Below are 15,674 nucleotides of genomic sequence, written 5' to 3'. Positions count from 1 at the left end.
TTAATTATAATATGCTAAATGCTTCACAAACCTATTTATTCAGATTATAGCGTAGACCTAGGATATAATTTTGGCCATATAAATCCTTTCGAATAAGCGTATTACCACCCTGCACGAGCTTTTCCATAATCTTATCATTCTCAGGATTTGTCCCCTTCACATATAGTTCCATAGGTGTATTTAAGATATTATTGGCTTTGGCGAAAATTGCCCATCCTGCACGGAATTTCTTTTCCACAGAAGCATCAAGTTGAATAAATCCCTTTTGCCATAAATCATTATTCAAAAACTGGGAAACGGTATTGATCCGGGATCCGGTATAAGATCCAGCCAATTGTCCTTCCCAACCTCTGTTAGCATCTTTGTATAACAAGGATAAATTAGCTATATGTGCTGCTTGCCCATAAAGAGGGCGAGTTTGATCCAAAAAGATAGGATCGGGATCCTGCGTAACCTCGTTCGTCTTACGGGTCATTTTAGTCGTGGTGATGCTCGAATGCGTATATGTATAATTCGCCTTAACACCAAATTTTTGGATATACTTGATATAATCAACCTCTAAGCCGAAGTTTTTAGCAGTTCCAAAATTTCCAGGTGTATAGTATACGTCCTGCCTGCGTACCTCATCAGGCTGAAAAGTGTACTCGATGGGGTTTTTAATCTTTTTATAAAACATACCCACAAGAAATTGTGATGACGCTTCTGGGAATAATTCGTAACGTAAATCAAAATTATCGGCCAACGCGTGTTTCAAATCTGGATTCCCTCGCTCCATAAATTCCTCATTGACAACACTAGATGGAACAATTTCGTAAAAACCAGGGCGGTTTAATGCCCGATAGTAAGCTGCATGAAGTTGTTGCTTTTTGTCCAAATGATATTTAATCGTTAAACTCGGCAACCATTCGGTATAGACCTGAGATCCCTCAGGTCTCTTTTCTCCAGCAGGGAATAATAATTTATACCCCTGGTTCGTATGCTCCATACGTATACCTCCGATCATTTGCAGCTTGTCATTCTCATAGTTGAACATCCCGTAAACCGCAGTCGTTTTTTCATCAGCATCGTAGGTCAATGCATTAGCCACAGCACCAGTAGCATTACTGACTGTCAATTGAAGATCCGTGTACTTCTGAAAATCAACCCCATACTTATACTTCGCCTCATCAGAGATTGGAGAAAGGTTATAATTATTATAGAAACTGCTCCTTTGTTTGTCACGATATAAACCACCCGTGGAAATCTCCAGTTTGTTTTCTGCCATCGGCACTTTATAAGCGAGGTCCCAATAGCCGGCTCGATCCTCATCGGTATTACGTTCCCAACGGTAAGTCACTGGCGACTTGTTTACGAGAGAAGTCCGTCTACGTTCAAAGTTCTCCTCCACTCCATCTAAGCTAATTGTCGTATTCTGCGGCAACTCATTGCGCGCCGAAGACAAGACACCCGACCAGCGAAAATTCAAACGATTATCCAAAAAATGATGGTCGCCTTGGAGATTACCAGTGTAGATCTGTTGTTGTGTCTTCCTGCTCCGGGTCACATAGGTCAACTCGGACTTACCGTTACTTGGATCGTACTGTCCATTGTAAATCGTATTGACCGCATCTCGTAATTGGAGATTGTTCAAGTTCACATACATCTGGTAAAAACTCAGTCGATGGTTTGGGTTGATTCGATAATCAATTTTGTTATGCAGTCCCAAGCGTTGTTGCTGTTCATCATATTGTCGGTCACTCTGTTCGGTAATGACCGCATTGGGATTGATATCAACGACAGACGATTTGTAGAAAATAGAACGACTGCCGCGATGAAGGTTTTGATAACTTGCCCCTAGTATGACCCCCAACTTATCATCTAAATAGCGATTGCCAATCGTTAGGTTACCGATAAGATCTGGGGATGGTTTTTTATACGTATAGTCCAACGTTCCCTTATCAAAATCAGCAGAAGTAGCATTATAATTTTTCCCATGAAGTTCATAAGGAGATTTTGACGAAACCCCGCTGGTGGAAAAACTACCAAAATCCCGATTAAAATACCGTTGGCTGTATCCTGTAGCCAGGTTAGCCTGAAACAATAATTTGCTTGGAGCAGATTTCATGACCATATTCACGACACCACCAATGGCATCAGCCTCCATATTTGGCGTCAGGGATTTGTAGATTTCCAATCGCTCCAACATATCCGATGGGAATAGATCCAGGGGCACATAGCGATATTTGTTGTCAGGACTGGGGACTTTCACGCCATTGACCAAAGTCGTGTTATAGCGTTTGTCCATGCCCCTTAAAATAGCATACTGCCCTTCACCATTCGAATTCCGTTCGATGGAAACACCCGAAACACGTTGCACAACATTTGCCACTGTAATATCTGGAGAGATCTCAATTGCCCGAGCTGATACGACGTTCATGATCTGTGAGGCATTCTTTTCTAGTCGACGGGCGCTTGGATCATCATCGCCGCCATTTCGCTTTCCTTTGACAGTTACCTCCATTAAAGTTTGTTCACTCGAGGCTAGCTGAAAAGTAAAATGAGGTGTATTCTCTTTTTTAATCTCAATTTCTTTAATCAATTCAGTATAGGCCACATGCCGAATATGGACTTTATCTGTACCTGCGGATAGTCCTTTGAATTCAAATGAACCATCCAATTGTGTCTTGGTTGACAAACCCCTTTGTTCAAGGAACACGGTCGCACCGACTATGGCTTCCCCTGTTTGTCCATCCAGGACTTTCCCCTTGATCTTGGTTGCATAAGCGGCGCTGATCGAAATACTGGAGGCAAGCAATACCGTTAAAACGTTTTTCATTTTTAATAGATTATTATGAATCTCTGATTGTTGCTGCAAATATGATAGCCTGCAACAGATTCACAAAATCTTTGGCGTTACAAGAAAGAAACAAGCTGAAACAGGGGATCAACCAGAGGGAATCAACAACAAATAAACAACTGAAATAAAGACAATTACAAGCAAAATAAGCGCCGTTAACCTTCAGTTATCCTTATGTTAAGAAATTATGAAATACTAAGCAGATACCCGGCGAGATCCTCACCCTGTTCCAGTTTTAGTTTTTTCCTTAACCGATGTCTGGCCACACGAAGACTATCCTGTGATATCCCCAACAGGATCGCGATATCTGTATTATTGAGATTGATTTTCAGCAATGCGATCAGGCGCATGTCGGCTGCGGTCAGATCAGGAAATAGCTTGATCAGTTTTTCAAAAAAACTATGATGTACGCGTTCAAATGTCCCCATAAACTCTTTCCAATGGATGCCTTGCGTAATATGTTCACTGATCTGTTGTACCAACCGTTGCATAGGTTTCTTTTGATCCCGTCGATCGTCTTTGACTAGCGCTTTCAATTCGTCGCGAAGTTCTTCCAGAAATTGGTTACTGCGGATGAGGTTGAGCGTATGGGATGTGAGTTCCTTTTCCTTCAGCGTTAGCTCCTGCTTGAGCTGCTTATCTTCCAACAGCTGATTTTTGAGTGCTATTTCCGCCAGTTCACGCTCCGCTTCCTGTTTCCGTGATTCAGCGATCTGAGTTTTGATCCTTATTTTCTGCCGGCTATAAAGAACATAGGATAATACACTCAATAAGATCAATACCACAATCGTACCGAGCAACAAGATCGAATTGATCCGTTTGTTTGTCTGTAGTTTTTCTATTTCCTCCGCCTTTTGATTCATATCATACAGTGCCTGGAAAAATGCTGTGTGCCGCGCCCCATCCACACTATAAAGCTCCAGCACGAGTTTTCGGCTCCGTTCTGCATAGAAATAAGCACTGTCCATTTGTCCGCTTAAAGCATATGTCTTACTGAGATCTTTTGTCGTTGATGCCATCTGATAGACATCTCCAAGATTCTCCGCTAGGCGAAAAGCGAGTTGGGTCAGCTGAATACTTTCGGGATATTTATTGGTTTTTCGAAAGATATCACCCATATTATTGATCACCACAATCCTTCCATAGTTATCCTGTGTTTCCTGATATAAATTCCTCGCCTTTTCAAAATGCAAATAAGCACTATCATATTTCCCAAGATCTTCATAGATACTGCCCAAGTTTTCATGAATCTTAGCTTCCCCATTACGATTTGTCTGCTCACGGTAGATCACCAAGGCCTGTTTTTGATAGACAAAAGCCGAATCATAATGTCCCTCCTTTTCAAAAAGATGCCCCATATTTCCCAGGACAGAAGCCTCACCATTTCGGTCATTTTCGCTTTTGAATGTGTGTAGCGCCTTGTTAAAGTATTCCTTGGCCAACTGATGTTGCTTGTTGAAGATATTGAGTTCACCGATATCACTCCAGTTGGATCCCAGTGCCTGTTTCGCGTTGAGCTGGGTGTAGATGCGATCTGCCTGGAAGTAATAGTCCTGCGCCTGGGCATAATGCCCTTGATTCACGCATAACCAACCTATTGTCTGCAGGCAATTTCCCTGTAGCAGTAGATCACGGTCGTTTATGGCTTTCGCATAACGTTTTTTCACTAAGGTAATCGCCGAATCTGGATAATTTTGGCTTAATACCCGAATCTCTTTAAATGAATCAGCTTGTGCCGTAGTCAACTGTGAGAAAAAAAGCTGTACCAGAAAGAAGGTCGAAAATATAATATTGTAAGAAATTCTCATTTTTGCCGTAAATAGTCGCCGCGTAAATTTAAGCGTTAGCATGTTAAGAGAATATTAAATCAGATTAAACTTAATATATGTCTGCTGTCCTATTGGCAGGATATTTTATACGAAAGTGCTTCTTTTCTTTGCTTGCTTATTGCTATTTCTTTGGTGTTTCATTGCTGTTTCTTTGGTTATTTATGGGTTGTTCTTTACCGTTTCTAGGCCTGTTCTTCGAGACTTCTTCGTACCTTCTAGGGACCTGGCTTGGGACTGCTTTGCTATTTCTTTGCTATTTCTTTGGTGTTTCTTTGGTGTTTCTTTGGTGTTTCTTTGGTGTTTCTTTGGTGTTTTATTGCTGTTTCTTTGGTATAACGGCAATAAAACACTAAACAATTAACCTCCAACAGGCCTTGTTGGACGCAGCTTGCCTGCACCAAAGTTCCTATCATATACGAAAAAACGACCTAACAAGATAAAAGCAAATAACTTAGGGCTGAACTATTGAAAAAGACCCTATAAGGGACGACATCCAGAAACAGTAAAAAATAAGGGGTATCCGATCTTCCTGTCAGATACCCCTTCGTATTTATTGATTTATTAAATATTAATACAAGCGCACTACATGACCTTTTGCTCAATCTTAGTTAAATATCACTAATCCTTACAGAGAAGCCGATCTAAGCCAAAAGCAATATAAAAGGAAATCATATTAGCTATCAATCACCAGATTTGAGTTCGATCAGCGGTGTTATGCGTTCTAAAATATCAAAAGCAACTTCCGCCATCTTATTCCCTTTATTGTCCAACAAAGGGTTTACCTCAACGATTTCCAGACAGCTTACCTTTTCAGATCGTATAATTTCTTCCAATATCAGGACGATTTCCTTTGGCATAAAGCCCTTGGGAACAGGCGTTCCGGTACCATCTGAAATCAATTCGCTATCCATGCTATCCACGTCAAAAGAGATATAAATCATATCGCAATCCTGCAAACCGAGCAGTGCTTCAGCCACACAGTCTTCAATTCCACGTTGGCGAATTTCTTCGACACGGTAATTTTTGATCCCCAAATGCGCAATCAATAGATCTTCAGGTTCCTCGGTATCTCTGACTCCAAAATAGATTAAACTCGCTGGTTGTATCTTTTCTGCCGGACCAGCAATACGCTTCAGCTTATTCCAGAATTCCTGCGTTGATTGATCAATTTCATTAATTTTACAGGACAGGTTATCTTCGTTCAACATGGCCGCCAAGGGCATGCCATGCATATTGCCAGAAGGTGTTGTATAGGGTGAATGAATATCCGCATGGGCGTCAACCCAAATCACACCCAATTTTTTATCAGGATAAGCCGACTTGATACCGCTTATTGTCCCCATTGCCGAAGAATGGTCACCCGAAAATACCAAAGGGAAATTACCCGCCGACAGACTATCTTCCACTGTAGAGGCCACCTGCTTACACTGCTCATAGATCTGTTGGATATGTTTACCGAAAGGATGGTTATCATTTTGGTAAATGGAACTATTTCGTGTAGGCACATCCACAAAGGGATAATTGATAAAATACTGACTTCCTTTGTTGATCGCCGCAATCTCAATAGCATCTATACCAAGGTCAGAACCTCGGGTACCCGCACCAATATCAGATCTGTTTTTGATCAATTCAATCATTTTCTTCATCGTGCAGTCGCATTAGTCAACGATCGTTCGATTATCTCCAGGCAGCTGTCGATTTGACTTTCCGTAATCACCAATGGTGGCGCCAAACGGATCTTGTTGCCATGAGTAGGTTTTGCCAAAAGACCATTTTCCTTAAATTCTAGGCAAATATTCCAGGCTAGATCACTCTCTTCGCTGGCATTGATCACAATAGCTGTCAATAGTCCTTTGCCCCTGACTTCGGTAATCATATCCGATTTGGCCGCAATTTTTCGTAAACCCTCCAAAAACCGATCCCCCATTTGACGGGCATTGTTGATCAGATCTTCATCCAGCACAACCTGAAGCGCTTCCATCGCTACCGCACAGGCCAGCGGATTACCACCGTAGGTAGAACCATGCTCACCCGGTTTGATACACAACATAATAGCATCATCTGCCAATACCGCTGAGACGGGCAATACACCTCCAGATAGGGCCTTACCCAATATCAATACATCCGGTTTACTCGCACTATCCACATCATCAATGGCATAGGAAGCCAACATACTTCCGGTTCTTGCTATACCTGTCTGGATTTCATCCGCAATAAAGAGTACATTATAGGTTGTACACAACTGGCGTACACGTTTCAAATAATCTGCATCCGGAACCACAATTCCCGCTTCACCCTGAATTGGCTCAACAATAAATCCGGCAATATTTTTATCCTGTTTAAACAAGGCTTCCAATGCCTCGATATCATTGTAGGGCACCAATGCTATTCCTTCCACGAAAGGACCGAAATCGTTGGTTGCAGTCGTATCGTTTGAAGCAGATATCACCGAAATGGTACGTCCATGAAAATTATCTTTGGCAAAAACTATTTTAGCTTGATTTTGAGCAATACCTTTGACTTGATATGCCCATTTACGACAGAGCTTCATCGCTGTTTCAACAGCCTCTACACCCGAGTTCATAACCAAAGCTTTATCAAATACGAACAGCTTACAGATCATTTCCTCAAAATCTCCCAGCTTATTGTTATAGAAAGCACGTGAAGTCAAAGTCAACTTCTGAGCTTGATCTGTCAACGCAGCAATAATACGCGGGTGACAATGCCCCTGATTGACTGCTGAATATGCCGACAGGAAATCAAAATAAGACTTACCATCAACATCCCATACCATGACACCTTCTGCCCGCTCCAACACAACCGGTAAAGGGTGATAGTTGTGTGCTCCATATTTTTCTTCCTTGGCAATAAATGCCGCGCCGTTTCCTTGTTTAGATACAATACTCATAATTTGGATTTTATTTCAAATAATAACAAATATACAATTTTTACTATTTTTAAGATAAAATAATAGAATTTAACGCTATTTTAGCGTTAAAATATTAAAATTAACTTTTAAACCTACATAACAATGAACGGAATAGATGAATTTGACCTTCAAATTTTAAAATACCTAGATGCGGATGGCCGAATGGCGTACTCCGCTATTGCAACAGCATTAGGCGTATCCAATACCATGATCCATCAACGTATCAATCGTCTCATGGAGCAAGGGATATTAACAGGTATAAAACCCGTATTAGATGAAAAAAGATTAGGTTATGATTGGGGGGCTTTTACGGGGCTCAGTCTGGAAAAAGATCATGATTCAAGTCGTATCATTGCCGAGCTGAAAAAGATCCCTGAAGTTACGGAATGTTATTACATCACTGGAAACTACACTTTATACGTAAAGATTATCGCCAGAAACCATGAACATATGCGTCAGTTGCTTTATGAAAAAATTGACAACATTCCGGGCATCGCAAAGACAGATTCTCTCATCGAATTAGGATGTGCATTTAAACGCAATATTATCCTTTAACAACAATAGCAAGCTCAACTGGTCTTGGATCTCAGACAGCAATCTTGGATTCAAGACCTTGTTATTGTTTCCCGATATTTGCCAGCTCCTCCTCTGTCCAATAAATCAGTTCCCGTAATACAAACACATTTTCATAGCTTCCCAACCCATCAATATAATCCCACAGATTGCCTTCAACTTTAACCGGCCTGCCATGGTGCAGTATATCATACCCATTATCCAACCAATTTTGTATCTGCTCTTTATCCATCTTTATATGATCTTATTGTTAATATTTATTTAAAACGATTACCTCAAATATAAGGCATTTTTGTGAGGGAAATAAGTCTCTATACAAGAAAATTTAAATATGATACTTTATTAAAAAACAACATATCGGTGACAAGTTTTCAGTTCGAATTAGGCAGTTTTAGGATTAAATAAAGTATATTCGTATAAAACCAAATTGTATAATTATGGCAGATTTTTTCTATGTTGGCTATGAAGGTGAAGACGAACTACTCGAACTCGTAGCAGTATCAACCATCCAATCGCTATTGTATTTTCAGGACGCCGATCAGGAAGATTTTACGACAATAAAAACCTCTATCGATCAAAATTTTATTGTGGAAGAAGATCTGATTACTGTAGCAGACGCCCTGAGACTGGATCAATCCATCGTACGTTTTACACCCGGAAAACCAAATTACAAAGATTAGGGATTCTGCTGTAAAACTATTGTTTATCAACAGCAGTATTGCTGTCCCGATTGACAGGGATAGCCTGTCGTTCATTTGATGTAAAACAAAAAAATCAACAACATGAGAGCAGTTTTAATTGGTGGTTCCGGTGCCACTGGAAGAGTACTTGTTCATGAACTATTAAAATCTACGGATTTTACCGAAGTCGTCGTCCTCTTACGGCGCAAGAGCTTTGATGAGCAACCCAAATTACGGCAGATCGTTGTAGACTTCAGTAAACTCCAAGAGTTTGAACAGGAAATTCACGGCGATGTTGCTTTTTCCTGTCTGGGCACCACAGTCAAAGATGCAGGTAGTAAAGAAGCGCAATGGAAGGTAGATCATGACCTCAACCTGCAATTCGCAGCGCTGGCCAAGAAAAATGAAATCCCCTGTTTTGTATTACTTTCGGCGGTCAACGCAGATGCTGAATCGAAGATTTTCTACAATCGGATGAAAGGGAGTCTGGAGCAACATGTGAAAGCACTAGATTTTGGTAAACTTATTATTGTACAGCCCGGCGGCTTGATCCGTCCCAATACAGATCGTTTAGGTGAAAAAATCGGCATAAGCGCATTGCGCGCTTTTAACCGTATCGGCCTTTTTAAGAGCTATGAAGCGCTACCTGTTGCCCTGGTTGCCCAAGCAATGATAAAGTCCATTCACGCCCGCAAAGAACGCATCAATATCATCTCAGTGGAAGATATCAAACAGCTATCAGACAAGGTGAACCAAGGGTAATGTAAAAAGTATTCATAACAATGAATTAACAATAAGCTAATCCGGGCTTATTAATTTGCTGTCATTTATTTTATCTATCACACTAATGAAAAAACGCGTTTTATTCCTTTTTCTCTTTGCTTTTATTTATGTATTTCCGGCTTTTAGCCAAGAAGCAAAATATATCTTTTACCTCATCGGTGACGGAATGGGACTTAATCAAGTCAATCTGACCGAAATACACCGTGCCGAACTCCAGCAAAAAAACAGTACAGTACCTTTGGTCTTTACCCAGTTTCCCCATGTTGGATTTGCTTCCACGCACTCCCAATCCAATGGTGTTACCGATTCTGGCGCTGGTGGTACAGCTCTTGCCGTCGGTAAAAAAACGAAAAACGGTGTTATCGGAATGGACAGTACCGGAACAGTGCCACACAAAAGTATCGCTTATGCAGCCAAGGAAAAAGGAAAGAAAGTCGGTATCATCACCACTGTGAGTATAGACCATGCTACACCTGCTTCGTTTTATGCCCATCAGCCTGACCGTGATATGTATTACGAAATTGGCAAAGAAATTATCAGCTCCAATTTTGACTTCTTTGGTGGATCCAATTTCCTAAAACCCGAAACAACCTTTGATAAACAGCCAGCTCCTTCCCTTTTCCCTTTGTTTGAAAAAGCAGGATACAAAGTTTTAAAGGGAAAAGAGGCCTATACGCAACATCCCCGCAAGTCTGACAAAATTATCCTTATGAATACAGACGGAACTGCAACAGATGCGCTAAAATACGCCATAGATCAAAAACCATCTGACCTCAAGCTAGCGGATATTACCGCTGCTGCCATCCAATCGTTGGAACAAAACAATAAAAATGGATTCTTTTTGATGGTTGAAGGTGGAAAAATAGACTGGGCCTGCCATGCAAACGACGCTGCTACCACCATCCAGGAAGTATTAGACTTTAATTCGGCAGCAGAGCTTGTGTATGAATTCTACAAGAAACACCCCAAAGAAACACTTATTGTGGTGACTGCTGACCATGAAACCGGTGGATTGGGTATCGGCAACGGTAGCTCTACTTTAAAGACAAAATTACTGGCTAATCAAAAATTATCGCATGCCGAGCTTTCAAATGAAATCGGTAATCTGCGCAAAAACAAAGCAAATGCAACTTGGGATGACCTAAAAAATCTGCTTTCCACGCATACAGGCCTGTATAACCAGGTAAAAGTCAATGCGGATGACGACAAATCACTACAGGGAGCTTACCAACGTAGCTTCGTTGACCACCAGAATGAAACAGCAAAAAGTTTGTACGCCAGTGATGACAAAATCGCGGCTTTAAGCATTGCCATACTAAACCGTATGGGCTCAATTGCCTGGGCTTCCAACAACCATTCAGCAGCTTACGCGCCCGTTTATGCCATTGGTGCAGGCGCAGAGCAGTTCAACCAAAAAATGGACAACACCGATATACCGAAGAAAATAGCGATAGCCGCCAAGCTCAGCTTAGACTAAAAACAAAAAAAATCCCCAAGAAATTCTTGGGGATTTTTTTGAGCCTCTTATCGGAATCGAACCAATGACCTACTGATTACAAGTCAGTTGCTCTACCAGCTGAGCTAAAGAGGCCTTCTAAATGAATTTTAATGAGTATCGCTCAAAGAGCCTCTTATCGGAATCGAACCAATGACCTACTGATTACAAGTCAGTTGCTCTACCAGCTGAGCTAAAGAGGCTTTTTAAAGAAGTTTGATGAGTAACACTCGAAGAGCCTCTTATCGGAATCGAACCAATGACCTACTGATTACAAGTCAGTTGCTCTACCAGCTGAGCTAAAGAGGCTTTTTACTTCTTTTCAATCTTAAAACGACCTCCGTTTTAAGATGCTGCAAATATCGAAAGCCTAAATCAAAAATGCAAGTCCCCCGCTATAATTTTTACCCGCTTTGATGCCAAATATTTAAAAATCAACAGCATTATTTTTTAATACTGAAAATTTGTCATGAATCAATAAATATTAATGTCATTTTTTCCGAATTAACACATAAAACCCGAATGGCATTTCAATTGTTATACCCCTACATATCAACAAAATTTTAATTAAGCGATACAGAATGAACTTTAACAATTACACAATCAAAGCCCAAGAGGCTATACAAAAAGCGTCGGAGATAGCCGCTGGAAATCAGCAACAGGCCATCGAGACAGCACATATATTAAAAGCATTACTTACTGTAGATGAAAATGTTGTCAGTCACCTCTTAAAGAAATTGAACGTCAACATCCCTTACCTTGGCGCTGAGCTTGATAAGCAAATCGAGAGCTTCCCCAAAGTAAGCGGAAGTAACATCTATCTCAGCAGTGATGCAAACAATGCTTTACAAAAAGCACAAGGATATCTCAAAGAATTTAACGATGAATTTGTCTCGGTCGAGCATGTACTACTGGGTATATTGGCCACTTCAGACAAAACCTCAACCCTACTGAAATCACAAGGGGTAACGGAAAAAGATCTCAAAACTGCCATTAAAGAATTGCGGGGCAATAGTCGCGTGACCGATCAAAATGCAGAGGCAACTTACAACGCACTTGGAAAATATGCCCGTAACTTAAATGAATACGCCGAATCCGGCAAACTAGACCCGGTCATCGGTCGGGACGAGGAGATCCGACGTGTCATGCAGATTCTTTCACGACGCACCAAAAACAACCCCATACTCGTTGGTGAACCGGGGGTTGGTAAGACCGCTATTGCCGAGGGAATCGCCTATCGGATTATCAAAGGTGATGCGCCGGAAAACCTAAAGTCCAAGATTGTATTTTCATTGGATATGGGAGCCCTCGTTGCGGGAGCTAAATACAAGGGGGAATTTGAGGAACGCTTAAAGGCCGTTGTCAAAGAAGTAACGGATTCCAATGGTGAGATCATCCTCTTCATCGATGAGATCCATACTTTGGTTGGTGCTGGTGGTGGTGAAGGGGCTATGGATGCCGCAAATATCCTAAAACCTGCCTTAGCCAGAGGTGAACTACGTGCCATTGGAGCGACCACACTCAATGAATACCAAAAGTATTTTGAAAAAGACAAGGCGCTAGAGCGTAGATTTCAAAAGGTAATGGTCGAAGAACCAGATACACAGGATGCCATTTCCATCCTGCGGGGACTCAAAGAACGTTATGAAACACATCATAAAGTACGTATCCTAGATGAGTCTATCATCGCAGCGGTAGAATTATCGCAACGTTATATCGCCGACCGTTTTCTACCGGATAAAGCAATTGACTTAATTGACGAGGCTGCCTCCAAATTACGCCTGGAAATGGACTCTGTACCAGAAGCCGTGGACGAATTAGAGCGCCGTATCATGCAATTGGAAATCGAACGCGAAGCATTGAAACGTGAGAATGACGATAAAAAGGTGCAGGAACTTTCTGAAAGCATTGCCAACTTATCCGCTGAACGCGATACCCTAAGAGCTTCATGGCAAGAAGAAAAAAGCCTGGTGGACAATGTAAATCAAGAAATTGAAAACATTGAAAACTATAAACTTGAAGCCGAACAGGCCGAACGCTCAGGTGATTATGGCAAAGTGGCCGAATTACGTTACGGACGGATCAAAGAAGCACAGGAAAAAGTGGAGAAACTGAAAGCTGAACTGGCTGAAAAACAGGAAAGCAAACGCATGCTCAAGGAAGAGGTAACTTCTGAAGATATTGCTGATGTCGTTGCTAAATGGACTGGAATACCTGTCAGCAAAATGATTCAGTCTGAACGTGAAAAGCTGCTGAATCTGGAAGAGGAACTTCACAAACGGGTCGCAGGTCAAGATGAAGCCATTGAAGCGATCTCTGATGCAATCCGTCGTTCCAGAGCAGGACTGAATGATGCAAAACGCCCGATAGGTTCATTCATCTTCCTGGGTACAACCGGGGTCGGAAAAACCGAACTCGCAAAAGCCCTGGCTGAATTTCTATTCGATGATGAACAGTCTATGGTCCGTATCGACATGTCCGAATATCAGGAAAGACATGCCGTGTCTCGTTTGATCGGTGCGCCTCCGGGATATGTCGGTTATGATGAAGGCGGTCAGCTCACAGAAGCCGTACGCAGACACCCTTACTCGGTCGTATTACTGGATGAAATCGAAAAAGCACATCCGGATGTATTTAACATCTTGTTGCAGGTATTGGATGATGGTCACCTGACGGACAACAAAGGTCGTACGGTCAACTTTAAGAATACGATCATTATCATGACCTCTAATACAGGATCGCATATCATCCAAGAGAATTTCAGTCATTTGGATGATGACAACAAAGAGGAGATCATTGCAAAAACGCGGACGGAGGTATTTGATCTGCTTAAACAGTCGATCCGTCCAGAGTTCCTGAACCGTATTGATGAAGTAATTATGTTTACGCCATTGAGTAGAGATGAGATCGGTGATATTGTGCGACTTCAATTTACACATGTCCAAAAACAACTGGCCGAACAAAACATCTTTATCACAGCCTCAGACGAAGCAATGGATTGGTTGGCACAACTCGGATACGATCCGATCTATGGCGCCAGACCATTGAAACGTGTCATTCAGAAACGTATTCTGAATGAGTTGTCGAAAGAAATCTTATCCGGCAAAGTCAGTCGTGATTCGATTATCAGACTGGATGTGTTTGATGGAAAATTCGTCTTTATCAATAAACAGGAAGATTGATAGTTTATGAATAATCATAAGAGCCCCACTCCATTAGCGGGGCTCTTATGTTATAAACAGGTATTTTACAGGTAAACTATCTTCTAATTCGAAACCCCTACTGCTTTCAGCAATTTCTTCACATCGTCCTCCCCATCAAGATGCTGCACTAAGGCTTTCGTCTTAGCATCATAAACATACAGTGAAGGATAATTACTGGGGCTAAATTTTTCAATAAACTGTGTACCGGAGTCGAACAAAAATTTTACATTAGCAGCACCTTTCAGCGCTTTGGCATGCATATTAATAAACCCATCCACGTAAGGTTTGTCATTCATCGAGATAAAATAAAAACTAACGTTTTTTAGCTTTTGCAAATTCTGTGCGATGCCCGCTCCCATTTTCTGACAATGACCACAACCTGGATCATAGAAATCCAAAACGATATAACCTGTCTTCGGCAATTTGTCCGAATGGAACTTGCCCGACTGATAGACCTCATCAAACGTAAATGCCGGAATTGTTTTTGGAGCCTGCGCAAATAAGGGTTGAAAAAGAAAAAATGCACATGCAAAAAATAGGGAGCAGAGTAACTTCATGTTAAAGAATTTTAAACTGACAATGAATATTCAATTAATTTTAATCAATAATAGCTAAAAATGCGGTTCTATTCGTCAATATTTTAGTTTTTTTACAAAAAATGCGTAAGTTTGGACTAATTTTTAAATCGATCAAATCTATTAATACTCATTAATCGTGAAAAAACGAATTGCCATTTTTGCTTCAGGTTCAGGGTCCAATGCTCAAAAAATAATGGAACATTTCAAATACTCAGATGAAGTTGAGGTTGCGCTGATCCTGTCCAACAACCCTGATGCTTATGTTATTCAGCGCGCTGACAATTTTGAAATTCCAGCACATATATTTGATCGCAATGAATTTTACAACACGGACAATGTCGTTAATATCCTTAAAAATTTAAATATCGATCTGATCGTCCTGGCAGGTTTCCTATGGCTTGTTCCAAACAATCTTTTAAAAGCCTATCCAAATCAGATCATCAACATCCACCCTGCTCTCCTCCCCAAATATGGCGGCAAGGGCATGTATGGCGACCATGTACATAAAGCTGTTTTGGCCAACAAAGAGGAAGAACATGGCATTACCATTCATTTTGCCAATGAGCACTTTGATGAGGGCGAGATTATTTATCAAGCAAAATTTAAGGTAGACGCCGGTGATACCCTGGATATCATTAAGTTCAAAGGACAGCAATTGGAACACCAGCATTTCCCGAAAGTAATTGAGAACCTAATCAAAAAAATGTAAAAACAACATTTTTATTTAGAATTATTTTAAACAAATTGTAACTTTGCCTTATGAACGAA

The 15,674-nt window shown here is 41.1% G+C and carries 12 protein-coding genes and 3 tRNA genes; 6 read left to right on the top strand and 9 right to left on the bottom strand.

Features of this window, described 5'->3' with window-relative positions:
* Positions 1–31 precede the first annotated feature (31 nt).
* The 4 genes from ABFX33_RS13220 to rocD all read right to left on the bottom strand — a co-directional run bounded on the left by ABFX33_RS13220 (position 32) and on the right by rocD (position 7,573).
* Positions 32–2,815, bottom strand: coding sequence for a TonB-dependent receptor (locus ABFX33_RS13220; protein WP_346086399.1), 2,784 nt, complete (start codon positions 2,813–2,815; stop codon positions 32–34).
* A 206-nt stretch (positions 2,816–3,021) separates the two neighbouring features.
* On the bottom strand, positions 3,022–4,686 hold the full coding sequence (locus tag ABFX33_RS13215) for a tetratricopeptide repeat protein (RefSeq protein WP_346086398.1): 1,665 nt from the start codon (positions 4,684–4,686) through the stop codon (positions 3,022–3,024).
* Positions 4,687–5,345: 659 nt separating this feature from the next.
* Positions 5,346–6,311 carry an arginase gene (rocF, locus tag ABFX33_RS13210; RefSeq protein WP_257090076.1) on the bottom strand — a complete coding sequence of 322 codons (966 nt, stop codon included), beginning with the start codon at positions 6,309–6,311 and terminating at the stop codon, positions 5,346–5,348.
* Positions 6,308–7,573, bottom strand: a complete 1,266-nt coding sequence (rocD, locus tag ABFX33_RS13205; RefSeq protein WP_257090075.1) for an ornithine--oxo-acid transaminase — start codon at positions 7,571–7,573, stop codon at positions 6,308–6,310. The genes rocF and rocD overlap by 4 nt, the downstream gene beginning before the upstream one ends.
* Before the next feature lie 123 nt (positions 7,574–7,696).
* Between rocD and ABFX33_RS13200 the strand changes: the two genes are divergently transcribed.
* On the top strand, positions 7,697–8,149 hold the full coding sequence (locus tag ABFX33_RS13200; protein ID WP_346086397.1) for an Lrp/AsnC family transcriptional regulator: 453 nt from the start codon (positions 7,697–7,699) through the stop codon (positions 8,147–8,149).
* Positions 8,150–8,210: 61 nt separating this feature from the next.
* Here the strand turns inward: ABFX33_RS13200 and ABFX33_RS13195 are convergent, their stop codons facing one another.
* Positions 8,211–8,399, bottom strand: a complete 189-nt coding sequence (locus ABFX33_RS13195; protein WP_120257934.1) for a hypothetical protein — start codon at positions 8,397–8,399, stop codon at positions 8,211–8,213.
* 205 nt (positions 8,400–8,604) lie between these two features.
* Here ABFX33_RS13195 and ABFX33_RS13190 point away from each other — a divergent pair, with 205 nt between their 5' ends.
* The 3 genes from ABFX33_RS13190 (at position 8,605) to ABFX33_RS13180 (ending at position 11,107) form a co-directional block, all read left to right on the top strand.
* Positions 8,605–8,847: a hypothetical protein gene (locus tag ABFX33_RS13190; RefSeq protein WP_120257935.1), complete on the top strand. Its 243-nt coding sequence runs from the start codon at positions 8,605–8,607 to the stop codon at positions 8,845–8,847.
* A 102-nt stretch (positions 8,848–8,949) separates the two neighbouring features.
* Positions 8,950–9,609 carry an NAD(P)H-binding protein gene (locus ABFX33_RS13185; RefSeq protein ID WP_346086396.1) on the top strand — a complete coding sequence of 220 codons (660 nt, stop codon included), beginning with the start codon at positions 8,950–8,952 and terminating at the stop codon, positions 9,607–9,609.
* Between the two features lie 85 nt (positions 9,610–9,694).
* On the top strand, positions 9,695–11,107 hold the full coding sequence (locus tag ABFX33_RS13180; RefSeq protein ID WP_346086395.1) for an alkaline phosphatase: 1,413 nt from the start codon (positions 9,695–9,697) through the stop codon (positions 11,105–11,107).
* A 41-nt stretch (positions 11,108–11,148) separates the two neighbouring features.
* Here ABFX33_RS13180 and ABFX33_RS13175 read toward each other — a convergent pair.
* The 3 genes from ABFX33_RS13175 to ABFX33_RS13165 form a co-directional block, all read right to left on the bottom strand.
* Positions 11,149–11,221: transfer RNA gene (locus tag ABFX33_RS13175), tRNA-Thr, on the bottom strand.
* 34 nt (positions 11,222–11,255) lie between these two features.
* Positions 11,256–11,328, bottom strand: a tRNA-Thr gene (locus tag ABFX33_RS13170).
* Between the two features lie 33 nt (positions 11,329–11,361).
* Positions 11,362–11,434, bottom strand: a tRNA-Thr gene (locus ABFX33_RS13165).
* A gap of 272 nt (positions 11,435–11,706) precedes the next feature.
* On the opposite strand from ABFX33_RS13165, the gene clpB reads away from it, so the two are divergent.
* Positions 11,707–14,307 carry an ATP-dependent chaperone ClpB gene (gene clpB / locus ABFX33_RS13160; RefSeq protein ID WP_346086394.1) on the top strand — a complete coding sequence of 867 codons (2,601 nt, stop codon included), beginning with the start codon at positions 11,707–11,709 and terminating at the stop codon, positions 14,305–14,307.
* Positions 14,308–14,390: 83 nt separating this feature from the next.
* Here the strand turns inward: clpB and ABFX33_RS13155 are convergent, their stop codons facing one another.
* Positions 14,391–14,885: a TlpA family protein disulfide reductase gene (locus tag ABFX33_RS13155; protein ID WP_346086393.1), complete on the bottom strand. Its 495-nt coding sequence runs from the start codon at positions 14,883–14,885 to the stop codon at positions 14,391–14,393.
* 157 nt (positions 14,886–15,042) lie between these two features.
* Between ABFX33_RS13155 and purN the strand changes: the two genes are divergently transcribed.
* Positions 15,043–15,615, top strand: a complete 573-nt coding sequence (gene purN, locus ABFX33_RS13150) for a phosphoribosylglycinamide formyltransferase (protein WP_120257940.1) — start codon at positions 15,043–15,045, stop codon at positions 15,613–15,615.
* The last annotated feature ends 59 nt before the right edge of the window (positions 15,616–15,674 follow it).

It is taken from the genome of Sphingobacterium ginsenosidimutans, from assembly GCF_039536865.1.
Taxonomy (GTDB): Bacteria; Bacteroidota; Bacteroidia; order Sphingobacteriales; family Sphingobacteriaceae; genus Sphingobacterium; species Sphingobacterium detergens.
Note: the sequence above shows the minus strand (reverse complement) of the source record. Positions and strands in the feature narration are given on the sequence as shown.

Coding starts and splice junctions, on each gene's coding strand:
- ABFX33_RS13190 (WP_120257935.1), top strand. CDS start 8,605: ATGGCAGATTTTTTCTATGTTGGCTATGAAGGTGAAGACGAACTACTC.
- ABFX33_RS13220 (WP_346086399.1), bottom strand. CDS start 2,815: ATGAAAAACGTTTTAACGGTATTGCTTGCCTCCAGTATTTCGATCAGC.
- ABFX33_RS13185 (WP_346086396.1), top strand. CDS start 8,950: ATGAGAGCAGTTTTAATTGGTGGTTCCGGTGCCACTGGAAGAGTACTT.
- ABFX33_RS13195 (WP_120257934.1), bottom strand. CDS start 8,399: ATGGATAAAGAGCAGATACAAAATTGGTTGGATAATGGGTATGATATA.
- ABFX33_RS13215 (WP_346086398.1), bottom strand. CDS start 4,686: ATGCTAACGCTTAAATTTACGCGGCGACTATTTACGGCAAAAATGAGA.
- ABFX33_RS13180 (WP_346086395.1), top strand. CDS start 9,695: ATGAAAAAACGCGTTTTATTCCTTTTTCTCTTTGCTTTTATTTATGTA.
- ABFX33_RS13155 (WP_346086393.1), bottom strand. CDS start 14,885: ATGAAGTTACTCTGCTCCCTATTTTTTGCATGTGCATTTTTTCTTTTT.
- clpB (WP_346086394.1), top strand. CDS start 11,707: ATGAACTTTAACAATTACACAATCAAAGCCCAAGAGGCTATACAAAAA.
- rocD (WP_257090075.1), bottom strand. CDS start 7,573: ATGAGTATTGTATCTAAACAAGGAAACGGCGCGGCATTTATTGCCAAG.
- ABFX33_RS13200 (WP_346086397.1), top strand. CDS start 7,697: ATGAACGGAATAGATGAATTTGACCTTCAAATTTTAAAATACCTAGAT.
- rocF (WP_257090076.1), bottom strand. CDS start 6,311: ATGAAGAAAATGATTGAATTGATCAAAAACAGATCTGATATTGGTGCG.